Source organism: Spirosoma migulaei (assembly GCF_054776855.1).
In genome coordinates, this window is sequence record NZ_BAAHBG010000045.1 from 53,814 (window position 1) to 77,844 (window position 24,031).

Here is a 24,031-nt window from a genome sequence, read left to right on the forward strand (position 1 = left end):
AGCACTCGGGTGCCAATAGCCATCAATTTATGGCCAACTGATTCTGACTTGAAGGATCAAACCGAAAAATAGTAGCATACGATTCACCTATAAAAGTGGACTTATAAGCTAACCTTATTAACTCACTATACATCCATAACCAAACCAATTTCTTCCAACCACCCTTTCCCTAAGCCTATGACAAAACACGTAACCGCATAAAAAAAGCCAGTGATGTTGGCCCATCACTGACTTCCAAACTTTCCCCATTTCTCCTGCGAAAAATTCATCCGGTTCGGATGCAGGGATTTTTTTGCCGTTTCTAAACCGACAAACCTTCAAATTTATGTCAAATCAACTACAGTTACGTAGTCTACTGCGCATTTTTTTGCGTCACGGACTCTACCAATTCGTACTTATAGCGACACTTATACCAAGCGCGTGGGCCCACAAGCCACTTACTGCCGACCAACTCGTTACGGGTACCGTTCTCGACGAAAAAGGAAGCCCCTTAGCCGGGGTAAATATCCAGATTAAAGGCACTACGCGGGGCACTGCCAGTGATGCAGGTGGTGCTTTCCGGATTGATGTTCCAAACGGAAGTTCGGTTCTGGTATTCAGCTACATTGGGTATAAAAAACAGGAAGTTCCCGTTAACAACCGGAGTACGATCAATGTATCGCTGGAGGCTGATGCAGGCTCGCTGGAAGAGGTCGTTGTAGTCGGTTATGGTACCCAACGGCGGTCGTCGCTAACGGGAGCCGTTTCGACCGTAACACCTAAAGAGTTAACAGCTTTGCCCGTACCGAACGTGTCATCCGCTTTGCAGGGCCGGGTGCCGGGTGTATCGGTTGTTAACAACGGAGGACCGGGAACGTCGCCTATTGTACAGATTCGGGGAGTCGGTTCGATTAACTACGCATCGGGACCTCTCTACGTTATCGACGGCGTACCAACCGGTGACCTCAACAGCTTCAATACCAACGACATTGAGTCGCTGGAAGTACTTAAAGATGCCAGTTCGGCGGCCATTTACGGCTCACGGGCGTCGAATGGTGTTATCCTGATTACAACCAAAAAGGGTGGCCGGGACAGCAAAGTACGCATTACCCTCGATTCCTACGTGGGTACACAAAGCGCCTGGCATAAAGTGGATGTGCTCAACCGCGACCAGTATGTGCAATATGCTAAAGCGCTCACCTCGAACGCCGGAATCCCAACACCGGGTCGTTTGAGTGATTTGAATCAGCCTATTTACGCTGGGGCAACGCAGACATTTGCCCAAACCGAAACGAACTGGCAGAACGAGCTTTTCCGGAATGCACCCATCGCCCAACATCAGATTTCGCTGTCTGGCGGCAACACGGTTTCCCGTTTCTTCGCGTCGGGGAGTTACTTCAAACAGGACGGTATTATGAGGGGGAGCGATTTTGAACGAGGCTCTTTACGCCTGAATTCCGATCACCAGGTAGCCAAGTTTTTGACGATTGGCCAGACACTGACCGCTGCCTATAGCAACCAGCGTAACGAAACTACAGGCGATCGGTCGCAGTTAATGCATGCCATTCGGATGATGCCTTACTGGCCGACGATGGACCCTACAAAAGTAGGTGGATATAGTGCGCCAACGGCCCTTGACGGTTCCGACCCGGAAAACCCGCTCCGCGCCCCAGCCATGGACGTTACCCGAACTAAATTCCTGAAAGCTTTTGCTACGGTCTACGCCGATGTCCGGTTTACCAGCTTTCTGAAATACCGCTTTAATTACGGGGTCGATTTAGGGTTTTCAAACGGTAGCACGTTTAATCCGATTTACAACGATGGCTACGTGCAGCGTACGTCCGCCACTGTACAGCAGGTACGCAATACGAATATTGCTCAGACAATTACCAACCAGCTTTCATTCGATAAAACGTTTGGAAAACACTCCCTCAGCGTGCTGGCAGTGGCCGAAACGCAGAAGGTACTGTCTACGGGTCTGACCGGTTCAGGTACCCGACCCAACAACGATCTCGATGTCATTCAAGGTGTTAGCAACCCATCCATCACCAGCACTCGTGCCGAAACAGACTTGATTTCGTATGTAGGTCGTATCAATTACGATTACGAAGGTAAGTATTTGTTAAGCGCTTCGATTCGCCGGGACGGGTCCTCGTTGTTTGCCCCCGGTAATAAGTGGGGGAACTTCCCATCGGCATCGGTAGGCTGGCGTATCAATCAGGAGAGCTTCATGAAAGGCATGCCGCAACTCTCTGAGTTAAAACTGCGGGCCAGCTACGGCCGGACCGGTTTCAATGGCATAAACAACTATGCCTGGCAATCGCTGGTACAGGCCGATGCCACGGCTTATCCATTTGGTAGCGCCAATGGGTTGGGCTCCTATTTCAACTCGCTGGGTAATACCGAACTGAAATGGGAAACTACCGACATGGTCAATGTAGGCCTGGATGTGGGCTTGTTCAATAACCGCATTACGTTCACCGGCGAAATCTACAACCGCTTTACCGATGGTTTGATTCTGGCTGTTCCGATTCCGAACTCCATTGGGTACACCAATGCGCCCGTTGCCAATATTGGTAGCATGAAAAACTGGGGCTACGAATTTCAGGCAGGTTATAATTACGCGAAGGGTGATTTCCGGGGGAACGTATCGGCAAACGTGGGGATTACCCGCAACCGGGTGCTGAGTCTGGCCACGCCAACGGCATCCATTTACGCAGGCCAGAATGCGGACTACGGCGGATTCGATATTACCAAAACCGAAGTTGGGCAACCCATTCAGTCGTTCTATGGCTGGCAGGTCGATGGTATTTTCCAGAGTCAGGCCGCTATCAATGCGGCAAATGGCATCGATGGAAATGACCAGACCTTGTACCAGGATAAGGCGGCACCGGGCGATATCAAGTTTAAAGACCTCAACGGTGACGGTAAAATTGACGCCAACGACCGGACGTACTTAGGCAGCTATCTACCGAAATTCAACTACGGCGCTAATTTCACCGGCTCTTATAAAAACTTCGACTTTACGCTCTATCTGCAAGGCGTTCAGGGCAATAAGATTTATAACGGCACAAAAGTGGTTACGCAGGGCATGCTTCGCTTGTTTAATGCGGGCACGGCTGTCCTGAATGCCTGGACACCCACCAACACCAACACCGACGTACCACGGGCAGTAAGCGGAGATCCGAACAACAACAGCCGTACATCGGACCGCTTCATTGAAGATGGTTCGTATATGCGGATCAAGAACCTGACGATTGGGTATACGATACCCGTCAAAACGCTGGGCAGCTTAACCAGTGGTGTCGTCAGCAAAGTCCGGGTGTATGTCTCTAGCCAGAACCTGCTGACACTGACCAAGTATACAGGCTACGACCCAGAAATTGGTTCGCGTAATGGAACGCTGCTACGGAGCGGCATCGACTATGCCAACTACCCACAGGCACGCACCTTTCTGGCTGGTCTTCAGCTCACGTTCTAATTGGTTTTTCGACGACCTCAAATCTTATTATTTCCATGAAAAGACAGTATTTTTTAATCAGCGCTTTACTCCTGGGTATGACGGTTGGGTGTAACGACAAGAGTTTGGATCAGCTCAACCCAAACGCCGTTACTACCGATAGTTACTTTAAAACCGACGTACAGATAAAAAGCGCCACGAATGGTATCTACGCGGCTCTTCAATCGACTAATCTGATAGCGCGTGAGTGGTTCTTTACCGAAGACCTTCGTTCCGACGATGTATCGGCGGGCGGTGGCCAACTCGAAACGCCCCGGAACCAGTTGTTGACGGGTGTTCACGACACAGGAAACTCGTTGGTGAGTTCCGTTTGGACAGGCGCTTACCGGGTTATTCACCGGGCCAATGTGGTCGTTGATAAGGCCGCGGCTTCGGCATCTACGTTAACGGCGAGCGTAGCTGCTCAGGCAACCGGCGAGGCCAAATTCTTACGTGCCTGGTCCTATTTCGAGTTGGTGAGTCTGTGGGGTGCCGTTCCACTCTACAAAAACTACGTTACCTCACTGTCAGGTTCGGCGGCCCGTTCGCCAGAGGCTGATGTATACGCCTTTATTATCGCTGATTTGAAAGCAGCTCAGGATGCGCTTCCGGCTACGTATGATGCAGCCAATCAGGGCCGGGCTACGAAGGGCGCGGCTACGATGTTGCTGGCTCGCGTGTATATGCAACAGGGCGATTATGCCAACGCCAAAACGGAGCTACAGAAAATAATCAGCTCGGGCACCTATCAACTGGTGGATGAGTATAACGACAATTTCATCGAGGAAACCGAGTTCAACAAAGAGTCGATCTGGGAAGTCAACTTCCTGCCATCGGGCGGTACGTTCAACTGGGGTACCGATGGCGATGGCGCTTCGGGTGGCGAGGAAACCGTTCGAACGCAGGAATATTCGGGTATCGGCTGGCGTAACATTATTCCGTCGAATAGCCTACTAGCTGAATTTGAAAAAACCAGCAAGGGCGATGCGAAAACTGACCCGCGTTATGCTAAGTCGGTGTACACAACGGGCGATAAATTCAACAATGGTCAGAGTACATTGACGGATGATGTGCAAAACGGCTTTAGCTCGACAGTTGATGGCAAAGTGCAGAAAATAAGCTGGCGGAAGTTTACGCTGATGTACAAAGCTGGAGTTTCGACTACGGGGGGCATTAACCAACGCATTATGCGGTATGCCGAAACGCTCCTATCGATGGCTGAGTGCGAAAACGAGTTAGGCAATACAGCCAGCGCGGTTACGTACCTGAATATGGTTCGGAGCCGCCCCAGCGTGGCGATGCCCGCTTACCCAACAGCGAACTACCCAGTTACAACAAAAGATCAGGTATTCGCTGCTGTTATGCACGAACGCCGGGTTGAGTTGAACGGCGAGGAAATCCGGAACCGGGACATTTTGCGCTGGCGGAAACTGGGCAAGCTCAAAACCGAACCCCTTGCTTATTTCCAGAAGGGCAAACACGAGTTGCTGCCAATTCCCCAACAGGAAATCGACAATAACCCGAACATTGGCCTAAAAGGCCAAAACCCTGGCTATTAAGTAATTAATGAATAATGGATAATGTGCAATGGATAACGCTACGATGCTACTTATTCATTGTACATTATCCATTATTCATTTTTGCGTCTGTGGTGTCAGATGCTAACATCTGACACTGTGAGGTTTCCTAAAGCCTCTCCAGTTAGTATAAATGAGGTTTTAAGAAACCTCGCAGTGTCGGTTTTGAGAAACTGACCCCACAACCCAACAAGCCGTTTTATGCAAAAGATGTGGTTACAGGTTATCTGGATTGGCAGTCTCAGCAGCTTGTTAACGGCCTGCCAGCAGTCCGCTCCTACCCTCTTTGAGCAGCTTCCCAGTACCCAGACGCACATAACGTTTGCAAATTCGCTGACCCCAACCGAACAGTTAAACGGCTTTACGTTCACCAATTTCTACAATGGTGGGGGCGTTGGCATTGGGGATTTTAATAACGATGGTTTCCCCGATGTGTTCTTCACCGGTAATCAGGTCAGCTCCCGCCTGTATCTGAATCAGGGAAAACAATCTAAAGACACTTTTGAGTTTGCCGACATTACCGAATCGGCTGGGTTAACTACCGATCGGTGGTGTTCGGGCGTGGTGGTTACGGATATTAATCAGGATGGCTGGCTGGATCTGTATATTTCGGTGGCAAGCCATCCGGCGTTGAAACAAACGGAGAATCTATTATTTGTTAATCAGGGGCTTACGAATGGCAAACCTGTTTTTAAAGAACTAGCGGCTGAATACGGCCTGGCCGATCCATCCTTCACCACACAATCGGCTTTTTTCGATTACGACCTCGATGGCGATTTAGACGTCTTCCTGCTCAACACCGCTCCCGATTATCAAAATCCCGCTCACCTTCGCCCGGTTGTTTCAGACGGAACACATCCGAGTACCGGAAAACTCTATCGGAACGAAGGTATTGGCCCAGCCCGACATCCCATTTTTCGCGACGTTTCGCAGCAGGCAGGCATCACCTACGACGAACTTGGATTAGGCCTGGTTATCAGCGATTTCAACAAAGATGGCTACCCGGACATTTACTGCTCCAACGATTTTACCAGCAGCGATATTCTGTACCAGAACGACGGAAACGGCCATTTCACCAACGTTATCAAACAGGCTACGGCTCACACCAGTATGTATGGCATGGGCGTGGATGCGGCCGATCTTAACAACGACGGCCGACCCGATCTGATGCAGTTGGACATGCTGCCGAAAGAAAATAAACGACTCAAAATGATGCTGAACGGGCAGGATTTTGACCGCAAAGAAATGAGCGTTTCTGCACCCTACGGCAATCAGATGCAGTACATGCGCAATTCCCTTCAACTCAATTTGGGCAATCTAGCCGATCCTAACACCCCGCTGTTCAGTGAAGTTGGCTTGATGGCGGGCGTGGCACAAACCGACTGGAGCTGGGCGGCCCTCCTGGCCGACTACGACAACGATGGCTGGAACGATATGTATATCACCAACGGCTATCGAAAAAACGTCACCGACCGCGATTTCATCAACTTTACCGAAGATTTCTCCGGCTTCGGCACCACCGAATACAACACAAAAAAACGACTCGATTTACTGGAAAAAGTACCCGAGATTCCGCTCGCGCATTACGCCTTCCGCAACAAAGGGGATGGCTCGTTCGCCGATGTCTCTAAGCAGTGGGGCCTCAATACCGAATCATTTGCCAACGGGGCCGCCTACGCCGATTTCGACAACGATGGCGACCTTGATCTCGTAATCAACAACGTAGATGCCGAAGCGCTTATCTATCGAAACCGAAGTCGTGAGCAGTCACCCAATCAGCATTATTTGACCATCAACCTCCAGGGCGATGCGGCCAATCGTCAGGGCATAGGAACCAAAGTTACCCTTTGGCGAGCGGGTCAAATGCAATACCAGGAATTATCGGTGGTGCGCGGGTACCTGTCTTCTGTAGAACCTGCACTCCATTTTGGACTAGGTAAGCAGGACAAGATTGATTCTCTACAAATTGACTGGCCGGGTGGGCGTACTGAAACCAGACGCCAGCTTTCAGTAAATCAAACACTTACGCTTTCTTATCAACAGGCAACGGCAACGTTAAAACCAACTCCGGTCACTCCACGACCAACACTTTTTTCGGACGTAACAGCTTCGTACCCAATCGACTTTGTGCATCGGGAATCGGACTTCGTCGATTTTAAGCAAACGGCAGCCATGCATAAAATGCTGTCGCGCTCGGGTTTTGCGCTGGCCGTTGGTGATGTCAATGGCGATGGGCTGGATGATTGCTTCGTGGGTGGATCGTATCGGGGAAGTCCGGCTTGCCTGTTCGCGCAAACTGCCAACGGTGGTTTTGTTAAACGACCGTTTCCGGCTCAGGCTACCCAGGAAGCCACGAGTGCGCTGTTTTTCGATGCCGACGGCGACAAAGACCTCGATTTATATGTAGTATATGGCAGCAACGAACGACCAGTCACCGATAAAACGGTTTATCAGGATCAGCTATATCTGAACAATAGCAAGGGCGATTTTAGCCTGGCCCCTACAACTACGTTACCCGATGTTTCCGGCAGTGGTTCCTGCGTAGTTGCCTATGATTTCGACCACGACAATGATCTCGATCTGTTCGTAGGCGGTCGCCAGATTCCCGGTCAATATCCCCTACCCGCCCGGAGCTACTTACTGCGCAACGACTCATCTCCACAAGGCGCTCACTTTACCGATGTGACCCAACAGCTTTGCCCATCGCTAATGCAGGCAGGTCTGGTTTGTTCAGCACTCTGGTCCGATTACGACAACGACGGTTGGGCTGACCTCATGCTGGCAGGCGAATGGATGCCCCTAACCATCTACAAAAACACGAAAGGCAGCTTTAAGGCAACCTCATCGCTCCTCCAAATTCCAACTACGTCGGGTTGGTGGAACAGTCTGGCACAAGGTGATTTTGACCACGATGGCGATATGGATTACATCGCTGGCAACGAAGGACTGAACACGCTCTATCATGCCTCAGCGGATGAACCCGTTAACATCATCGCCAAAGATTTCAATAAAGATGGGACCATGGACCCACTGATGGGTTATTACATCAACGGAATCAGCTATCCAGCCGTGCCACGGGACGCACTGAATCAGCAGGTTATCCAGTTCAGACGAAAATACCAGCGGTTCGCAGAGTACGCAGCCGTAACGTTTGATGAACTGCTGTCTGACGATGACCGGCAGGATGCTTATCAGGCACAGGCGACCTATCTGCAAAGTGCCTATATCGAGAATCAGGGCAATGGGAAATTCGTCGTTCATGCCTTGCCCCGAATCGTTCAGGAATCACCCGTTTTTGGTATTGTGGTGCATGACTTTAACCAGGACGGCCATTTGGATGCCGTGTTAACAGGCAATTTCTATCCCAACGAAGTGAACATGGGTCGCGAAGATGCGTCGGTGGGTGTGGTGCTGCTGGGCGACGGTCACGGTCATTTCAAACCCCTGAATCCAGCCGAAAGCGGCCTGTTGATTCGGGGAGATGCCCGGTCGTCGGTGTTAATGAAGAGTAAAAACAAGGAAATACTACTTGTAACAGCAGTCAACTCACAGGGATTACGGTTAAATAAATGCCTGTTGCCAAGGAGAAAATGACTTTTTTCGACAGAATTAACAGGATTTTTTCGGTGGTGTCGGCTTTAAGAAGCCGACAAGCTAGGTTTCTCAAAACCCCGTTCTCGCTTGGCTACGCCGAGTGAGGGCTATTGGTTCAAGGGCCTCTGGCCCGTTTTAGTGCATTGCATTGACCGGCCAGAGGCCGTTAAAAAAATACCCCTCACTCGGCAAAGCCAAGCGAGAACGTCGGAGAATAGTAGGTTTTGAGAAACCTAAGGTGTCAGGTATTAGCACCTGACATCACAGAGGGATTTAATATCCTGTCAAAAACATACTTCATAAAAGTCCAACATGCGAAAATTAGCCCTAGCCACCTTATTGATTCTTTCGCCCGTTTTACTCCATGCCCAGAATGTCTGGAACGGTAAAAAATGTGCCATAGTGCTTACATACGACGATGCCTTGGAAGTGCATCTGGATAATGTCATTCCGGTTCTGGATTCCTTAGGACTGAAAGGCACCTTCTATTTATCAGGCTATTTCCCCGGCTTTGCCAACAACATAGCCCGCTGGAAAGCAGCGGCCGTTAACGGTCACGAGCTAGCGAATCATACACTGTTTCATCCCTGTATTGGCAACACCCCTGGCCGCGAGTGGGTGAAGCCCGCCAATGATTTGAGCAAGTACACGGTTCAGCGAATGACCGACGAAATGAGTATGACCAACATCCTGCTCAAAACCCTCGACGGCCAAAGCACCCGAACCTTTGCCTATCCCTGTGGCGACACCAAAATTGGCGACGTTGATTACTACAAAACGGTAGAGGGAGATTTTGTGGCCGCCCGAGGGACCAAAAGCGAGATGAAGAAAATAACCGAAATCAATTTGGCTGACATCGGTGCGTACGGCATCAATGGCCAGACCGGTGAGCAGATGATTGAGTTAGTGAAACAGGCACAAGCCAGCAATTCGCTGCTTGTTTTTCTGTTTCACGGCGTGGGTGGTGGGCACTCGTTGAATGTCGCACTGGCCGAGCACAACAAGCTGGTACGGTATCTCAAACAGAACGCTTCGACTATCTGGGTAGCGCCATTCATGGACGTAGCTAACTACACCAAGGTTCATCAATCAAAACAGAAATAGGATGGCGCAAACGTCTACGTTCGTGCTATTCTACCCTGGCCATGAAAATCAAGCTCCTTACCCTGCTTCTCCTATCAATCAGCGTTACGCTCCACAGTGTTGCCCAGCGCGTATTCATTCAGCAAACGGAACCGTCTCCGCAAAGCAGGTATGCAGCCGAGCAGCTTACCAAAGCCTTTCGTGCGCGCAAATTCATTATAACCAACGATGCGGGCGCGGCTACATATACCATTCAGCTAGCCCCCGTTAAGGTAAACGTAGGTCCGGAATCATACACGCTCGAACGGAAAAATGACCGCATCACGGTTACCGGTGGTGATGTTCGGGGGTTGATTTATGGAGCGCTTTCGGTAGCCGAGGATGTGCAGAATGGCGTTTCGCTGAACGCGATTAGCTCCCGAACTGAACAACCGCATTTACCGCTGCGCGCCATTAAGTTCGATTTACCCTGGGATACATACCGCCATAGTGACGCCCTCGATCTCCATTACGAAACCTGTCGGGATACACTCTATTGGAAAGCGTTTCTGGATATGATGGTCGCCAATCGATTTAATGCACTGAGTTTATGGAACCTGCATCCGTATACATTCATGATCAGGCCAACGAATTTCCCGAAGGCCACGCCGTTCAACGAGCAGCAGATGAAGGAATGGCAGACGTTGTTCCATGCGATTTTTCGGATGGCGCACGAGCGGGCTATTGACACGTATCTGGTTCCGTTTAATATTTTCACCAGTCCCGAATTTTCGAAAGCCTACAACGTAAATCCCAGACTAAATAACCTGGATCATCATCACTTCATCGACGGCGACACCTCGGCCATTGTCAAGCGCTACACACGGGAATGTGTCACGCAGGTGCTTCGGGAATACCCCGAACTAACCGGTTTTGGTCTGACATTGGGCGAAGCTATGGGCGGTATGTCGCCACAACAACGTGAAGACTGGATGAAGGCAACCATTATTGACGGAATGCGGCAGGCAGGCAGGAAAACCAAGCTCATTCACCGGATTCCGTTTTCCAGTACAACCGGTTCGTTAGGCGTTACGAGTATCGAGACCGAAAAACTAACCCGAAAGTCCATTGAGAGGGAAGGGAATTTAGACTTCATTGAAGGGCCAATCTGGGCGGATTTAAAGTATAACTGGTCGCACGCGCACTCGACGCCCACACTCGTGAAAGTACACGGTGGGAAACTGTATGATACCTATTTTAAACCAGACCCAACTGCCTACAAAATTACCTGGACGGTCCGTAACGAAGATTTCTTTTGCCTGCGCTGGGGTGTCCCCGATTTTGTCCGGGCACATATTGCCGCCAACAACCAGTCGTATGTGGGCGGTTATTTTCTGGGTTCAGAAACCTACATTCCGGCCAAAGACTATTTTACCACGCCCGGCGCTCCCGTTAACTGGAAGTACGCGTTTGAACGGCAATGGCTGTTTTACAAATTATGGGGCCGTTTGCTCTACAATCCCGCCACACCCGACGCGCTATTCAACGCCGAATTTGTTCGTCGTTACGGTGCATCGGCAGCTTCGTTGCTGGAAGCTTACGCCCTGGCATCTGCAACCCCGCTACGGTTGGCGTCTGCAATCGACTTCACCTGGGACTTTTCGCTTTACAGCGAAGGGATGATAGCATTCGATGCGCAAAAGAACGTTTCCTATATCTCTGTCAATCAGCAGATCACGCAGCCCACACTTGACCCAATCTATGTGTCTGTCAGTGATTACGTCAAAACGACAACGGCTGGGGGTTCATTTGGGGCGGACAAAATTACGCCACCCATTCTGGCCAGGATGCTGGAACGCGATTGTCAGAAGGCGCTGCAACTTGTAAAACCAATAAACACCTCAGCGAATCGATCCTTGCAGTATGAAGTTGCCGATGTTAAGGTCTGGTCAAATCTGGGTCTGCATTTTGCCGAAAAATTACAGGCAGCTGTAGCCTTGCAAACGTACCGTACCTCGGGGCAGGAAGCTCAAAAACAGGCGGCTATTCAGCACTTGAAAGCTGCTCTCCGTTATTGGGATGAAGTTGTTACCATTACCCGACCGCTGTATAACGATATGCCGCTGGTGCATCTGACGGAACAGAAAGGCCACACCTGGGCGGAGAACAATAAACTCCGCTTTCACTGGGAGAAACTTCGCCCCGAGGTAGCGAAGGATATTGAGATAGCCGAAAAAGCCCAGTTTGTTACGGGGAAGTAAGGGGTATTTTGAGCCTAACTCAAGTAGTTTATTTTTTGTCATGCTGACGAAGGAATCAGCTTACTGTGGAATCTGTTTAAACTTATTTTTTATAGTTTTAGCTTAACCGCAGAGAACGCTAAGGCAACTCCGCAAAGGTCTCAAAGAAATTCACGCAACCTCTTCGCGCTCTTTGCGGAGTTGCCTTAGCGTTCTCTGCGGTTAAATTGAAATCTCATGTCCTAGCTAGGCAATCAGTCTGCTTTAAGCTGATCCTTCGTCAGTATGACAAAAGTAAATGCCGTTAGGGTGTAATCATCTCAATCGATCCATCGGCCTTCCGTTTCAGCTCGCGTACTTTAATATTCCGCAAGTGCGTTTGTCCCGATAACTCGACGTCGTGGTAAAAGATGTACCATTTCCCCTTAAATTCAACAATGGAATGGTGAGTCGTCCAGCCCGTTACGGGTTTCATGAATGTCCCCTGATAGGTAAAGGGGCCATAGGGTGAAGTACTGGTGGCATAGGCCAGAAAATGCGTGTCGCCGGTTGAGTACGAGAAGTAATATTTCCCGTTGTACTTGTGCATCCAGGCCCCTTCAAAGAAACGCCGGTCGTGGTCGCCTGCCAGCAGTGGTTTCCCGTTCTTGTCAATGATTTTTACATCTTTAACCGGCTCGTCGAATTTGAGCATATCCTTGCTCATCCGCACAACCTTAGCGCTCAGCGCGGGTTCATTGTCCTTGTCTTTCCCTAAATCGGTCTTCAGGCTTTTGTCATACTTGCCTGTATACCAGCGTTGAAGCTGCCCACCCCAGATACCACCAAAATACATGTACGTTTTGCCATCGCTATCTGTAAAAACGGCAGGATCGATACTATAGCTGCCAGGAATGGGAGCCGGTTCGGCTTTGAAGGGCCCTGTCGGCGATTTGCTCGTTGCTACGCCCATGCGGAACACGTCCTCTTTATCCTTCACCGGAAAGTAGAGATAGTACGTGCCATTTTTATAAGCTGCATCGGGTGCCCACATCTGCCGACCCGCCCAGGGCACATCCTTAAGATCCAGTGCAACGCCGTGATCGGTTACCTTGCCATTGATGTTATCCATCGAAAAAACGTGGTAGTCGCGCATGTTGAAATGCCCCCCTTCGTCGTCCTGCGGCACATTAGCTTCAATGTCGTGCGATGGATAAATGTAAATCTTCCCGTTAAACACGTGCGCTGAGGGATCAGCGGTGTAAATATCGGTAACGAGCGGTTTGGGTTTAGCTGGGGCTGTTGTCTGGCAAATACCAGCGTTGACGCCAACACCAACCAACGCGATGGCAACAAGGGTTCTTTTAGTCGAGATAAACATAAAACAGGGGTTATTTAAATAGGGGCTTATAGTGTATAGGACAAGTTTAATTGGGCTGATTATGAACACAGATTGTGTTTTTTTCTGGACAGGATTAACAGGATTTCGATTGTTAATAATCCTGTTAATCCTGTCCAGAAAAAACTTGTCTGAGCGTTATTTGACAACCCGTTCATACTTCAGCAGTTTGTTTGCCCAGGGTATGACGTATTGGAAATTAGGGGCATCGGTATGACCTCCATTGTGCTGTCGCCAGGCCAGATCACCTTCCATCAGGCCGGTAAGTACGGGCGGCATTTTCTCTGTGTTGTAATCGGCACTCACGCCCAGATCGCGGGCTCCCAGCAACCTGAATACTGGCCCGGCGGCCACCGTAGCCTTATAGCTACCTGTTTGGTCGAGCCACTTGGCATCTCCTTTTTCTGGTATGCCATAGCTGACGAACGTAGGACGTGGCGCACACAGCGCCAGCAACTCATGCGAATCGACAGGCAAGTCACACCCGGTTTTACGGCCAAATGACGATTCATCGGCAGCATATTTCAAATAATTACCCGCCATCCAGTGATAGCCTCCGCTATTGGCCAGGCTTTCTACGGCTTCGCCAAAAACGCGCCGTTGTAGCGTTGTGCCCCCTTTTCCCGATGAACCAATCAGAGCCATCCCGAAACGCTGGTCGAAGGCCATCGTTACCAGAGCCGCTTTCCCATATCGGGAAACTCCTTCGATACCAACCTGTTTGGCGTTTACCTGTGGTTCTGTTTCTAAATAATCTAATGCACGAGATGCGCCCCAGGCCCAGGCTCTCAACGCACCCCAGTCATCCGGTTTTCGGGCTTGTCCTTTGTTCACCAGACCGATAATACCTCGGGTAAGACCGGCACCGTTATCGGCCTGAATACTGCTCGTCTCCAGGGTGCAATAGCCCCAACCTGCCGCCAGTAGTTGCTCGGTAGGTGGTGAATCGCCGTTTGGTGCGGGGGCAAAGAAATTGGGGCCAGGTAGCCTTGTGATAGGAGAATAAGCCGGATACCGGTCGAAAATGGCCTTCATCTCCGGGTTTTGTTTGATCATCATCTCCTTGAACACCGCATTGATTTTTTCCATGTCGGCGAGCGAAGGTTGCGCTGGGGCCGGCAACGCCGGGGGGAGAAAGCCAAACATCACCATAACCGGCACCGGGCCTTTTACATTTTGCGGCAATACCAGCACCATATTGATATTCACGTTGATCAACGGGTAGTCGCTGTTATCGACCCGGCCAATCAACTGCTTCGCCACCACCGGAATCCGAGCGACAATTTCGTTATCGGTAACTTTTACGGTCCAGTTTACTTTGGGAACATTCTTAGGCACCCGACCATACATTTCTTTTTCAAAATCCTCGATGAGTTCAGGACGGCGTTGATTCCACCACAGCTCGGGCGTCGTCACTTTCTTTCCGTTTCGGGTAGTGAGTACGTCGGGTAGCTGAGGGCAGGGATCGGCCAGTGCCTCATCGTAATTGGCATGGTTCGGTTCTGATTCATTGGGACTAGGGCCGGGCCTTAATTTCTTGATACCCAGTTGCTGCATCATGTTAGCCTGATCCTGCTGGGCCGTCCACGTTTTAAGCGGAGGATACTTGCTGCTGTCGATGGCAGCTTGTTGTGCTACAGCCCCGAAGGAAAGGAACATGAGCAGCACAAACGTCAGATACTTCTGCATATAAGTTGGGGGTTAGGAATATAGTTAAATAAATGCACAATGAATAATGGATAATGTAAAATGAATAATGCAAAATTCACAGTCATCATACTGGTAATCAACAATTTATCATTATTCATTATTCATTATTCATTATTCATTATTCATTATTCATTATTCATTATTCATTTACTTAGTTATCTGTTCGGAATGGCGATGCGGGTAGTTTCTCCTTATTATAGAGATTCGGGTTAACGGGATTATCGGCCCAGGCGTATCGGACGTAGAGGGGTGTAGGCACTTCATCGCTCCACACCACCACGTTATCGCCTTCTATCTTCACCTTTGCCCAAACGAATTTTTTATCGCTACCGGCAATGGCAAATTCACTCAGGTCTTCCCCATCATTCGTGATCAACCCACCACCGACGTTCGTAAACCGGACCACAATTTTGCCTCCGTCAATGGTTACCGATTGAACGATCGGCCCCGACGAAACGAGGTTTTCATGGTAAGCCGTTTTCAATGCGGTCAGGGCTAGTCGCTCGCCCACATCCTTTTTATTGTCGGGGTGGATATCATTCCATTCGCCTAGGTCAATTGCCACAACCATAGCCGTATTGGGTATTTTTAAGGCATTGAGCTGCGCTTCCCGTAAGATGGCCCAATTACTTTCTGACGGTTGATAGTTGTAGTCCATAAATCCGGGCAGTTGCACATACAGGAACGGCAGGGATTCCTGTTTCCAAAGGCGTCGCCAGTCGTTAATTAACGCAGGCAGCAGCGTTTGATATTCCTGGGGTTTATCCGCATTACTTTCTCCCTGGTACCAGCAAAACCCTTTGATGGCATAGTTTATTTCCGGGGCTACCATGGCATTGTATAAGGCCGTTGGCTGATTCTGGGCATTGATTCCCCCGGCAGGATTGCTCCGGGTAAAGCCTTCTCCCGTGAGTGGTCGGTAGGCCGTACCCACTTTATACTGCCAGGTTCCTTTCATATCAAGGGTATCGGCACCCGCGAACAGACAATAGGGTTTGTCGGGGACAAATCCACCTTTGCCCGAGGTATTGGTAACCCGGATCACAAAAACGTTTTTACCGGCTTTCAAGACATCAGCAGGCACTTTATACCGACGTTGTGGGTATTGATAGGTAGTCTTTCCGACCTGTTTTCCGTTAATATAGAGTTCATCAGCATCCACAATCCGTCCCAGGAAAACGTTGGCGGGCTTACCCGTCATTGAAGCGGGCACTTCGATTTCTTTCCGATACCAGACTACGCCGTTCAGATCCTTTAGGCCCTGGTCTTCCCAATAACCCGGGATATTGATCGTACGCCAGCCTTTAGGCGTGTACGAGCCATCGAACCATTTTGTATTGCCCACTAACCCTAGATCTGCGGGCTGTGCTGGCCGGATTGGCTGCTTCCGGTTTACACTATTGACGTAGGCGGTGTCTTTGTTGGTCGAAACGATGGTTTTGAGGTCAGAAAAGTTGGCCAATCCTTCTTCACTTATCCAGGCTTCTATGGGCGTACCACCCACGCTCGCATTGATAATTCCGATGGGTACTTTATAAGTTGCGTAAAGCTTTTTGGCAAAGAAATAAGCCACGGCAGAAAAAGGCCGGACATCCTGACCAACAGCCGATTTCCACTGACCATTCGGAAGGTTAGGTTGGGGTGATTGCAGATTGGCCGTGGTGGGTACCCAGAATTGTCGTATATGTGGATAGTTAGCCGCTTCAATTTCTTTCGCATACGTCACATCATGAATATTGAGCTGGTGGACCATGTTGCTCTGTCCACTGCAAAACCAGACATCCCCAATCAGGATATCACGTAGTTGAATCCGGGAGTTCCCAATAATATCCATGGTAAAGGGACCACCTGCTGGCATGGCGGGTAACTCAACCTGCCACTTGTCGTTGGCATCCGTTACGGCTTTATAGTTCTTGTTTTTAAACTGTACCGTAATTTTTTCACCAGCTTTGGCCCATCCCCAAACCTTTAGCTTAGCGTCACGTTGCAGCACCATGCCATCGCTGATCAATTTGGGCAGTCGAATCTGGGCGAAACTTGCTTGGTATGCTAACAGGAAAGTTACTATGTATAGAACTCGTAACCAGATAGATAAATAGAATTTCATAACAAATACGAGTGCCTGATCAAAAATAGATTTTAACCACAGAGGCACGGAGAACACAGAGATTAAATAATTAAAAATCACTCTTTTATATCTCTGTGTTCTCCGTGCCTCTGTGGTTAAAATTTTTGTTTAACTAGATGTATTTAAATCCGCCGGGACGATTCCCTGACGATCAATTCGTAGTTTAAGAGAATGGTATTGGTCGTGCTGATTCGTAACAGGCCGTTCAGGTGGTTGATTAAGCTTTGGGCCGCGATTTCACCCATCTCCTGGCCAGGGTAGTGGATCGTGGTCAGGTTGGGCTCCACTAACTGGGCAATGGGGTCGTTGTTGAAACCCACTACGGCAATATCCTTCGGAATCGAAAAGCCATGTTTCCGTAAGCCGCCCATGCAACTGGCCGCACACAAATCACTGGCGACAAAAAGACCGTCGGGGGGCGAAGGCATTTTGGCGATGTCGCTGGCCACATCAAGCCCATCCCGCCGGGTAAAGTTTGTCAGTTTAATCAGCTCATCATCAACCGGAAGCCCATGTTCGAGCAACGCCATTTTATAGCCCTTGAGCCGATCGGCATACACATTTCGTTTGATGCCTCCCGTTACGTGCATGATCCGTTTGCAACCTTGTTCCAGTAAATGGGTGGTAGCTTCATAGCCTGCCTTCAGGTTGTCGATCACAATGTTGGTGCAGTTTTTCTGCTGCATCACCCGATCAAACAAAATCATGGGGATGCCTTTGCGAAAAAACGTATTGAAATGGTCCAGGTTATCGGTATCAGACGCTAGTGAAACGAGCAATCCATCGACCCGACTATTGAACATCGTTTTCGCATTGGTCATTTCCTTTTTGGACGATTCAAGCGACTGACTGATAATCAGGTTGTAATTAGCCTCGTTAGCTACTTTTTCCATACCGGCCAATACGGTCGACATAAACGAACTGTCCAGCCGGGGCACGATAACGCCAATCGTTCTGGTTTGCTGCCGCCTTAGGTTGCTCGCAAAGGTGTTTGAGCGATAACCCATTTCCACCGCCTTACTGTTGATCAATTGTTTTGTATTGCTGTTAATGGCCGGGTGGTCATTCAACGCTCTACTTACCGTTGCAGCAGATAGATTTAATAATCGGGCTATATCGTAAATGGTTGTTTCTCTTTCCATAGTGAGCTATACAGCGGGCATATATTGTCAGGTACTCCTACTATTCGTTTGTGCTCTTCTTTGCAATCGGTTGAATCATGAAGTAACTAAACTTATCAACAACCGCTTACAAGAAAATAACACATTACTAATCAATAGATTATCTCATCAAGATCTATAAGCCCGATTGCACTGCCAATCAGGATGTTTTACCTAAATCTAGGTTGGCCCTAAAGATTGAGATAGTCTAATACACTCTAACTAAGAACGTACCGTAAAATACCCGTGTAATCGTATTACAAATCTAGATTTTTTTTGAAAATTTCTGCAATCGGTTGCAACTATTAAAATAATGAGGAACTTTATACCGATAATACTGATAAACCTAGTCTTGTCTGACTTTAGTCATATACAAGCTCCCTCCAGGAGGAAGCTGTTGCAGTAAATGGACGTGGCGTTGGTTACTCTAACCGACGTTGTGAGGTTTAAGATGGCACCGGCTGACGGTATATGCATCCACAAGCACTGTTTTGTTCATCAAGCGAAGCCCCTCTTTTTCTCTTTATCATAGGTTTGACGCTACAGCCTCCTGCTATCTGGCAGGAGGATTGTTTTTATAGAGCTATAGGGTTCCGTTTTTTACGTAACCTATACGTATGGGTACTTTTAATTCAGATTGGTTTCCGAAATTGACGAACTAAGCAACTGAATTATGTAGCTTGCATACGATTTTACCGTCGTATTTTGCAGGCAATTGTCAATGGTTGAACAGTATAAACAACAGCATCCGTATTTGCTGGCCCTAGATTCCATCATTTTCGGTTTCGATGGGGATAGCTTAAAAGTATTGCTGGTTAAACGAGGTCTTGAAGAGAAGACCTGGTCATTAATGGGTGGGTGGCTTCAGCCCGATGAAAGTCTGGAACAGGCAGCCGCCCGAATTCTGTTTGATCTGACAGGATTGACCAATGTTTACCTTGAACAGTTGTATGCCTTTGGAGAGCCCCACCGAGATCCCATTGTTCGCACGATTTCAGTGGCCTACTTTTCGCTGGTCAAAGTGGCTGATTATGAATCTAAAATTTCGGAGACATTTCAGGCGCGCTGGTTCTCTATCTATGACCTTCCTCCGTTGCTGTTCGATCACGGCGACATGGTGAACTTAGCCATCAAGCGCCTTCGCTATAAAGCAGCCCAGCATCCCATTGGCTTTGAGCTACTCCCCGAAAAGTTTACCCTTCCTCAACTCAAAAAGTTGTATGATGCCATTTATAACACCGACTTTGATAAACGAAACTTCAGTCGGAAAATCCTGTCGACAAACCTGCTCATCAAATTAGAGGAGAAACAGAAGGGGTTCTCCCGAAAAGGCGCTTATTACTATCAGGTCGATTCCGCTAAATATCAACAGCTTACGTCTTCCTTCCTGAATTTCATTCCGAATTCGGATAGCATTTTGTAAAGTTTTTTGACAGGCTTTACAAGATTCTTGTGGTGTCAGATGCTTACATCTGACACAGCGAGGTTTCTTAAAACCTCGTTACTGGCTCGCAAAGGAGGTTTTAAGAAACCTCACAATGTCAGTTTTTAGAAACTGACACCACAGAAAAATACGTTTTCAAGCCATTTACTCTTTAAAAAATAGTACGTGTCGTTTTGACGTTTAATTAATAAGTGTCAATTTTACACTACTAAACAATCAGGTAGCTTTTACGCTCAATTTATCAAGTCTAAACTCATGTCAACAATCACGCTGGGCGACCAGGAATTTTTCAAAGGTATCGGCACCATCGCTTACGAAGGGCCAAAATCAAAAAATCCATTAGCCTTTAAATGGTACAATCCTGATTTAATCGTTAACGGCAAAACCCTGCGTGAGCAGTTGCGATTCGCCATTAGCTACTGGCATACATTCACCGGAACGGGTGGTGATCCCTTTGGTCCGGGCACGCGTGTTTTCGCCTGGGATCAGGACAATGACGCGAACGTCCGGGCTAAATTGAAGATGGATGCCGCCTTTGAGTTTATCACCAAAATTGGCGCACCCTACTACTGTTTCCACGATGTCGATCTGGTCGATGAAGCACCAACGGCTACCGAATACGAAAAACGGTTGCAGGCTATTGTCGAATACGGTCAGCAGAAACAGAAAGCGAGTGGCGTGAAGTTGCTATGGGGAACTGCCAACGTGTTCTCCAATCCTCGCTACATGAACGGGGCATCGACCAATCCTGATTTTGCCGTATTAGCCTATGCAGGAACACAGGTGAAAAATTCAATCGATGCAACGATTGCGCTGGGTGGCGAAAACTACGTGTTCTGGGGTGGTCGTGAAGGCTATATGTCGCTGCTGAACACCAATATGAGTCGGGAAGTCGAACATCTGGCGAAGTTCCTGACCATCGCCCGCGATTATGCGCGTAAGCAGGGCTTTAAAGGAACATTCTTCATCGAACCCAAACCGATGGAACCCACCAAGCACCAGTATGATTACGATGCCGCTACGGTAATTGGCTTCCTGCGTCAGTACGGCCTGGACAAAGATTTTCAGTTAAACATTGAAGTGAACCACGCAACGCTGGCGGGCCATACCTTCGATCACGAATTACAGGTAGCTGCTGATGCAGGCATGTTAGGCAGCATCGACGCCAACCGGGGCGATAACCAGAATGGCTGGGATACCGACCAGTTCCCGATCAATCTGTATGAACTGGTTGAAGCCGCCCTGGTGATCCATCAGGCAGGTGGCATTAAGCCCGGCGGTATCAACTTCGACGCCAAAGTACGTCGTAACTCAACGGATCTCGAAGATTTGTTCGTAGCGCACATCAGCGGGATGGACGCCTTTGCCCGTTCGTTTATCGTAGCCGACGCTATTCTGAAAGAGTCTGATTACCTCAAATTCCGCACAGAGCGCTATGCATCGTTCGATAGTGGTCAGGGTAAAGCGTTTGAAGAAGGTAAACTAACGCTGGAAGACCTACGCAGCTACACGCTGGAAAACGGCGAACCACAACTCCGCAGCGGCAAGCAGGAATGGCTCGAAAGCATCATTAATCAGTATATCTAATACCCTCTGTAGCTCAATTCTGACAGTTGCTCGCCTATTTACTAGCAACAGCAGTCAGAATTGAGCTACATCATTTACGCTGAACTTACAGAAACGCTAGTTGCTGAAATCTACGTCTGGCCGCTCCATTTTACGCTGACTGCGTTTAGACGAATCACTACCGAGTGGCAATTGAACTGACAGTTTATAGAAGCGCACTTCCCGGCGGTTCATTGATACCTGGTAGGCACCTGGTTGGTCATAGATACTGATAAATCGGCGGGAGTTGAACATGTCATTGACCGAAAACGTAACGCTGGCCCGGTTCGCCCAGAAGCCTTTCCTCACTGCAAAATCGACACCCCGTACCGCTTGTCGGTAGCCCTGCAACGAGGGCGCTTTACCATCATTCGTACCTGTTAGTTGGGCTGAAATGTTGGCCGGGAAGCGATACGTTAGGTTTAGCTTGGCGTTATAGGAAACTAACTGGTTTTGCAAATTGACCGATTGCAGAATTACATTGAACACGTTAAGGTTAGCAACGGCACTCAGGTTCGACCCGATATTAAATTTCAACGTATTGTCGAAACCGTAGCGAATGTCGGCTTTGACGTTAATGAACGTCGTTACCAGTACCGACGAATCCGTAGCCGAAGGCTGCGTAAATGGTTTGATCGTATGATCTTCATAGATGTAATACGCCGTAGCCAGCCAACTCACCCCACCAATATTCTTGTTGTAATTAATTTCTGCGGTATTGACAAACTCGGGACGAACGGCGGGGTTACCGATGGTAATGTTTTGCCGATCATTAGCCTGAATACCAATAAACAAGTGCCGAAAGTTGGGTCGCCCCACCTTCCGGCTCAGGCTAAGCCCGATTTCTTCCGTTTCGCTCAGTTTTTTCGAGAGTGCAAACGAGGGGAAGAATGACTGAAACAGGTTTTGTCCAGAAGCCGATGGATAATTGTAGCCAAAGGTAGTTGTATCAAGCCGGGAGGTGCCGTGTAGGCTCGACTGTTCTAAACGCAGACCAGCCTGCAGGCTGATATTTCGGCGAAACTGGCGCGTGTAGAGTATATAAATGGCATTGACGGCCTCGGCAATCCGGGCGTCCTGTGAGTAACTGGGCAACAACTGATAGACCTGCGCATCGTTGTTCAGTTTATTAAAGAAATACTGCTGGTCACGAATGTAGGTATAGCTGCGAAGGCCCATTTCCAGATTCGCCGAATCACCCAGAGGATGCGTGTAGTCCAGTTGGGCAATAACCTGATCGCCATTGGTACGGCCCGTTATTTTATCCCGTTCTGGAAAGCCGGGCTGGGTGATGGGTGTACCCGACTCTACAGTCAATGCCGTTGTCAGCCAATCGGCTGCGTTTGATAGGTGGTTGCGGCTATAGGAGGTAACCAGACTTAACTCTCGTCCTTTACGGGCAAACTGGTGTTTCCAATCGAACTCCAATCCGATATTGGTAAAGGCATTATGCGGCACCGTTGTTCGATTACCCGAGCTGGTAACAGTCTGGTTCAGATCACGGTAATTGTAAGGCTGGGAGCTAACTGTATTGAAAGCCCCGCCTACCACCGTTGCGGCTAGTGATAGCGTATTACGATTGTTCAGCGCATAATCGGCGGCAATCCGCCCGCTCTGGAAGTTGTTATTCAGACTAATTTCGGTAGTCTGGCTAAAGTAATTCAACGGGCTCCCATCAACGCTTCGGTTGGTACGGTTTACATAACCTGTTATTGGGTTTTTGGTCGCATTGATGGAATAAAAACTCGTCAGGTTCCATTTACCACGGCGCCAGTCCACATTCAGCGTACCATCGAAACGAGAATTGTTCCCAATGCCTGCACTAATCAGCCGATTATAGCCGGGTAACCGGTTTTTCTTCAGCACCAGATTGACAATTCCACCTGATGTAGACGCATCATAACGGGCCGATGGGTTAGAAATGACCTCCACCGACTCAATCTGATTGGCGGGAATCTGCGACAGGGTTAGTTGGGTAGGTTTACCATTGACGTAAATCGTTGTGGCCATGTTGCGCAGACTAGGATTACCGCTTTCATCAAGCGTGATCGAAGGCACATTTTTGAGCACATTTTCGGCCGTTCCACCAATAGTGGTCAGGTTTTTCGCCACGTTGAAAGTACGCTTCTCCATTGTCATATCAACAGCGCCTTTCTCCCCTGTTACCTTTACCTCGTTAAGCAGACTGGCATCGGGTTTCAAGCCCAGGGTGCCCATATCCGTTTGTGCCTGTTTGATTCGAATGCTTTTTTCGAGGTTCTGATAGCCGACGAATGTAATCCGTATGGTCAATAAGCCAGCCGGCAAATTATTGATGCTAAAAATGCCCTGATCATCGGTCTGGCTACCGGTCAGAAGGCTATCTTTCCCATGTACCTGTTCAAAAACGGCAACTGATGCAAAGGGCAATACCTGTTTAGTGGCCACGTCCAGTATCTTCCCTGTCAGCCGATTACTGCTACTCAATATTGCTTGCTGAGCAATGGCGGCAGTAGCCCCTAAAAGGATAAACAAAACGAGTAAACTGCGGAAAACTGGCTTCATAATGAGACAAAAGTCTCCACGAATCTTGAAGTAAATCTGAAGTTTTGTCGTCAATTGGTCGGCCTCAACGAACAATGCAATTTATCCAACTATTCGTCCTACAAACTGATA

12 protein-coding genes are annotated in these 24,031 nt (G+C 48.8%); 7 read left to right on the forward strand and 5 right to left on the reverse strand.

Translation table 11 applies throughout. The annotated features are described in order from the left end of the window. Nucleotides 1-325: 325 nt before the first annotated feature. From ACYVGO_RS36885 to ACYVGO_RS36905, 5 genes are all read left to right on the forward strand, one after another. The gene (locus ACYVGO_RS36885; RefSeq protein ID WP_142770727.1) at nt 326-3,460 is read left to right on the forward strand and encodes a SusC/RagA family TonB-linked outer membrane protein; all 3,135 of its coding nucleotides are present in this window, start codon (nt 326-328) and stop codon (nt 3,458-3,460) included. Nucleotides 3,461-3,495: 35 nt separating this feature from the next. Next, nucleotides 3,496-5,037 (forward strand): RagB/SusD family nutrient uptake outer membrane protein, encoded by a 1,542-nt coding sequence (locus ACYVGO_RS36890; RefSeq protein WP_460973813.1) that lies wholly within the window; start codon nt 3,496-3,498, stop codon nt 5,035-5,037. A 219-nt stretch (nt 5,038-5,256) separates the two neighbouring features. Beyond that, nucleotides 5,257-8,649 (forward strand): VCBS repeat-containing protein, encoded by a 3,393-nt coding sequence (locus ACYVGO_RS36895; RefSeq protein WP_460973814.1) that lies wholly within the window; start codon nt 5,257-5,259, stop codon nt 8,647-8,649. A gap of 312 nt (nt 8,650-8,961) precedes the next feature. Then, a complete protein-coding gene (locus ACYVGO_RS36900; RefSeq protein ID WP_460973815.1) occupies nt 8,962-9,753 on the forward strand; it encodes a polysaccharide deacetylase family protein in 792 nt (263 codons plus the stop codon). 41 nt (nt 9,754-9,794) lie between these two features. Further along, the gene (locus tag ACYVGO_RS36905) at nt 9,795-11,972 is read left to right on the forward strand and encodes a glycoside hydrolase family 20 zincin-like fold domain-containing protein (RefSeq protein ID WP_460973816.1); all 2,178 of its coding nucleotides are present in this window, start codon (nt 9,795-9,797) and stop codon (nt 11,970-11,972) included. A 283-nt stretch (nt 11,973-12,255) separates the two neighbouring features. Here the strand turns inward: ACYVGO_RS36905 and ACYVGO_RS36910 are convergent, their stop codons facing one another. The 4 genes from ACYVGO_RS36910 to ACYVGO_RS36925 form a co-directional block, all read right to left on the reverse strand. Beyond that, nucleotides 12,256-13,311, reverse strand: a complete 1,056-nt coding sequence (locus tag ACYVGO_RS36910) for a glycoside hydrolase family 43 protein (RefSeq protein ID WP_460973817.1) — start codon at nt 13,309-13,311, stop codon at nt 12,256-12,258. Nucleotides 13,312-13,467: 156 nt separating this feature from the next. Beyond that, nucleotides 13,468-15,018 (reverse strand): glucuronyl esterase domain-containing protein, encoded by a 1,551-nt coding sequence (locus ACYVGO_RS36915; protein ID WP_460973818.1) that lies wholly within the window; start codon nt 15,016-15,018, stop codon nt 13,468-13,470. Between the two features lie 172 nt (nt 15,019-15,190). Beyond that, the gene (locus ACYVGO_RS36920; RefSeq protein WP_460973819.1) at nt 15,191-17,146 is read right to left on the reverse strand and encodes a sialate O-acetylesterase; all 1,956 of its coding nucleotides are present in this window, start codon (nt 17,144-17,146) and stop codon (nt 15,191-15,193) included. 143 nt (nt 17,147-17,289) lie between these two features. Then, entirely contained in the window at nt 17,290-18,309 is a 1,020-nt protein-coding gene (locus ACYVGO_RS36925) for a LacI family DNA-binding transcriptional regulator (RefSeq protein ID WP_460973820.1), read from the reverse strand. 739 nt (nt 18,310-19,048) lie between these two features. On the opposite strand from ACYVGO_RS36925, the gene ACYVGO_RS36930 reads away from it, so the two are divergent. Both ACYVGO_RS36930 and xylA read left to right on the forward strand, forming a co-directional pair. Then, complete coding sequence (locus tag ACYVGO_RS36930; RefSeq protein WP_460973821.1) at nt 19,049-19,750, forward strand: NUDIX hydrolase; 702 nt, start codon at nt 19,049-19,051, stop codon at nt 19,748-19,750. Between the two features lie 276 nt (nt 19,751-20,026). Next, the gene (gene xylA, locus ACYVGO_RS36935; RefSeq protein WP_460973822.1) at nt 20,027-21,358 is read left to right on the forward strand and encodes a xylose isomerase; all 1,332 of its coding nucleotides are present in this window, start codon (nt 20,027-20,029) and stop codon (nt 21,356-21,358) included. Nucleotides 21,359-21,454: 96 nt separating this feature from the next. On the opposite strand, the gene ACYVGO_RS36940 is transcribed toward xylA, so the two are convergent. Next, a complete protein-coding gene (locus ACYVGO_RS36940) occupies nt 21,455-23,920 on the reverse strand; it encodes a TonB-dependent receptor (RefSeq protein WP_460973823.1) in 2,466 nt (821 codons plus the stop codon). Between the last annotated feature and the right edge of the window lie 111 nt (nt 23,921-24,031).

Bases quoted from the DNA above. Each gene is read 5' to 3' on its own strand.
- ACYVGO_RS36885 (WP_142770727.1), top strand. From the start codon at position 326: ATGTCAAATCAACTACAGTTACGTAGTCTACTGCGCATTTTTTTGCGT.
- ACYVGO_RS36890 (WP_460973813.1), top strand. From the start codon at position 3,496: ATGAAAAGACAGTATTTTTTAATCAGCGCTTTACTCCTGGGTATGACG.
- ACYVGO_RS36895 (WP_460973814.1), top strand. From the start codon at position 5,257: ATGCAAAAGATGTGGTTACAGGTTATCTGGATTGGCAGTCTCAGCAGC.
- ACYVGO_RS36900 (WP_460973815.1), top strand. From the start codon at position 8,962: ATGCGAAAATTAGCCCTAGCCACCTTATTGATTCTTTCGCCCGTTTTA.
- ACYVGO_RS36905 (WP_460973816.1), top strand. From the start codon at position 9,795: ATGAAAATCAAGCTCCTTACCCTGCTTCTCCTATCAATCAGCGTTACG.
- ACYVGO_RS36910 (WP_460973817.1), bottom strand. From the start codon at position 13,311: ATGTTTATCTCGACTAAAAGAACCCTTGTTGCCATCGCGTTGGTTGGT.
- ACYVGO_RS36915 (WP_460973818.1), bottom strand. From the start codon at position 15,018: ATGCAGAAGTATCTGACGTTTGTGCTGCTCATGTTCCTTTCCTTCGGG.
- ACYVGO_RS36920 (WP_460973819.1), bottom strand. From the start codon at position 17,146: ATGAAATTCTATTTATCTATCTGGTTACGAGTTCTATACATAGTAACT.
- ACYVGO_RS36925 (WP_460973820.1), bottom strand. From the start codon at position 18,309: ATGGAAAGAGAAACAACCATTTACGATATAGCCCGATTATTAAATCTA.
- ACYVGO_RS36930 (WP_460973821.1), top strand. From the start codon at position 19,049: ATGGTTGAACAGTATAAACAACAGCATCCGTATTTGCTGGCCCTAGAT.
- xylA (WP_460973822.1), top strand. From the start codon at position 20,027: ATGTCAACAATCACGCTGGGCGACCAGGAATTTTTCAAAGGTATCGGC.
- ACYVGO_RS36940 (WP_460973823.1), bottom strand. From the start codon at position 23,920: ATGAAGCCAGTTTTCCGCAGTTTACTCGTTTTGTTTATCCTTTTAGGG.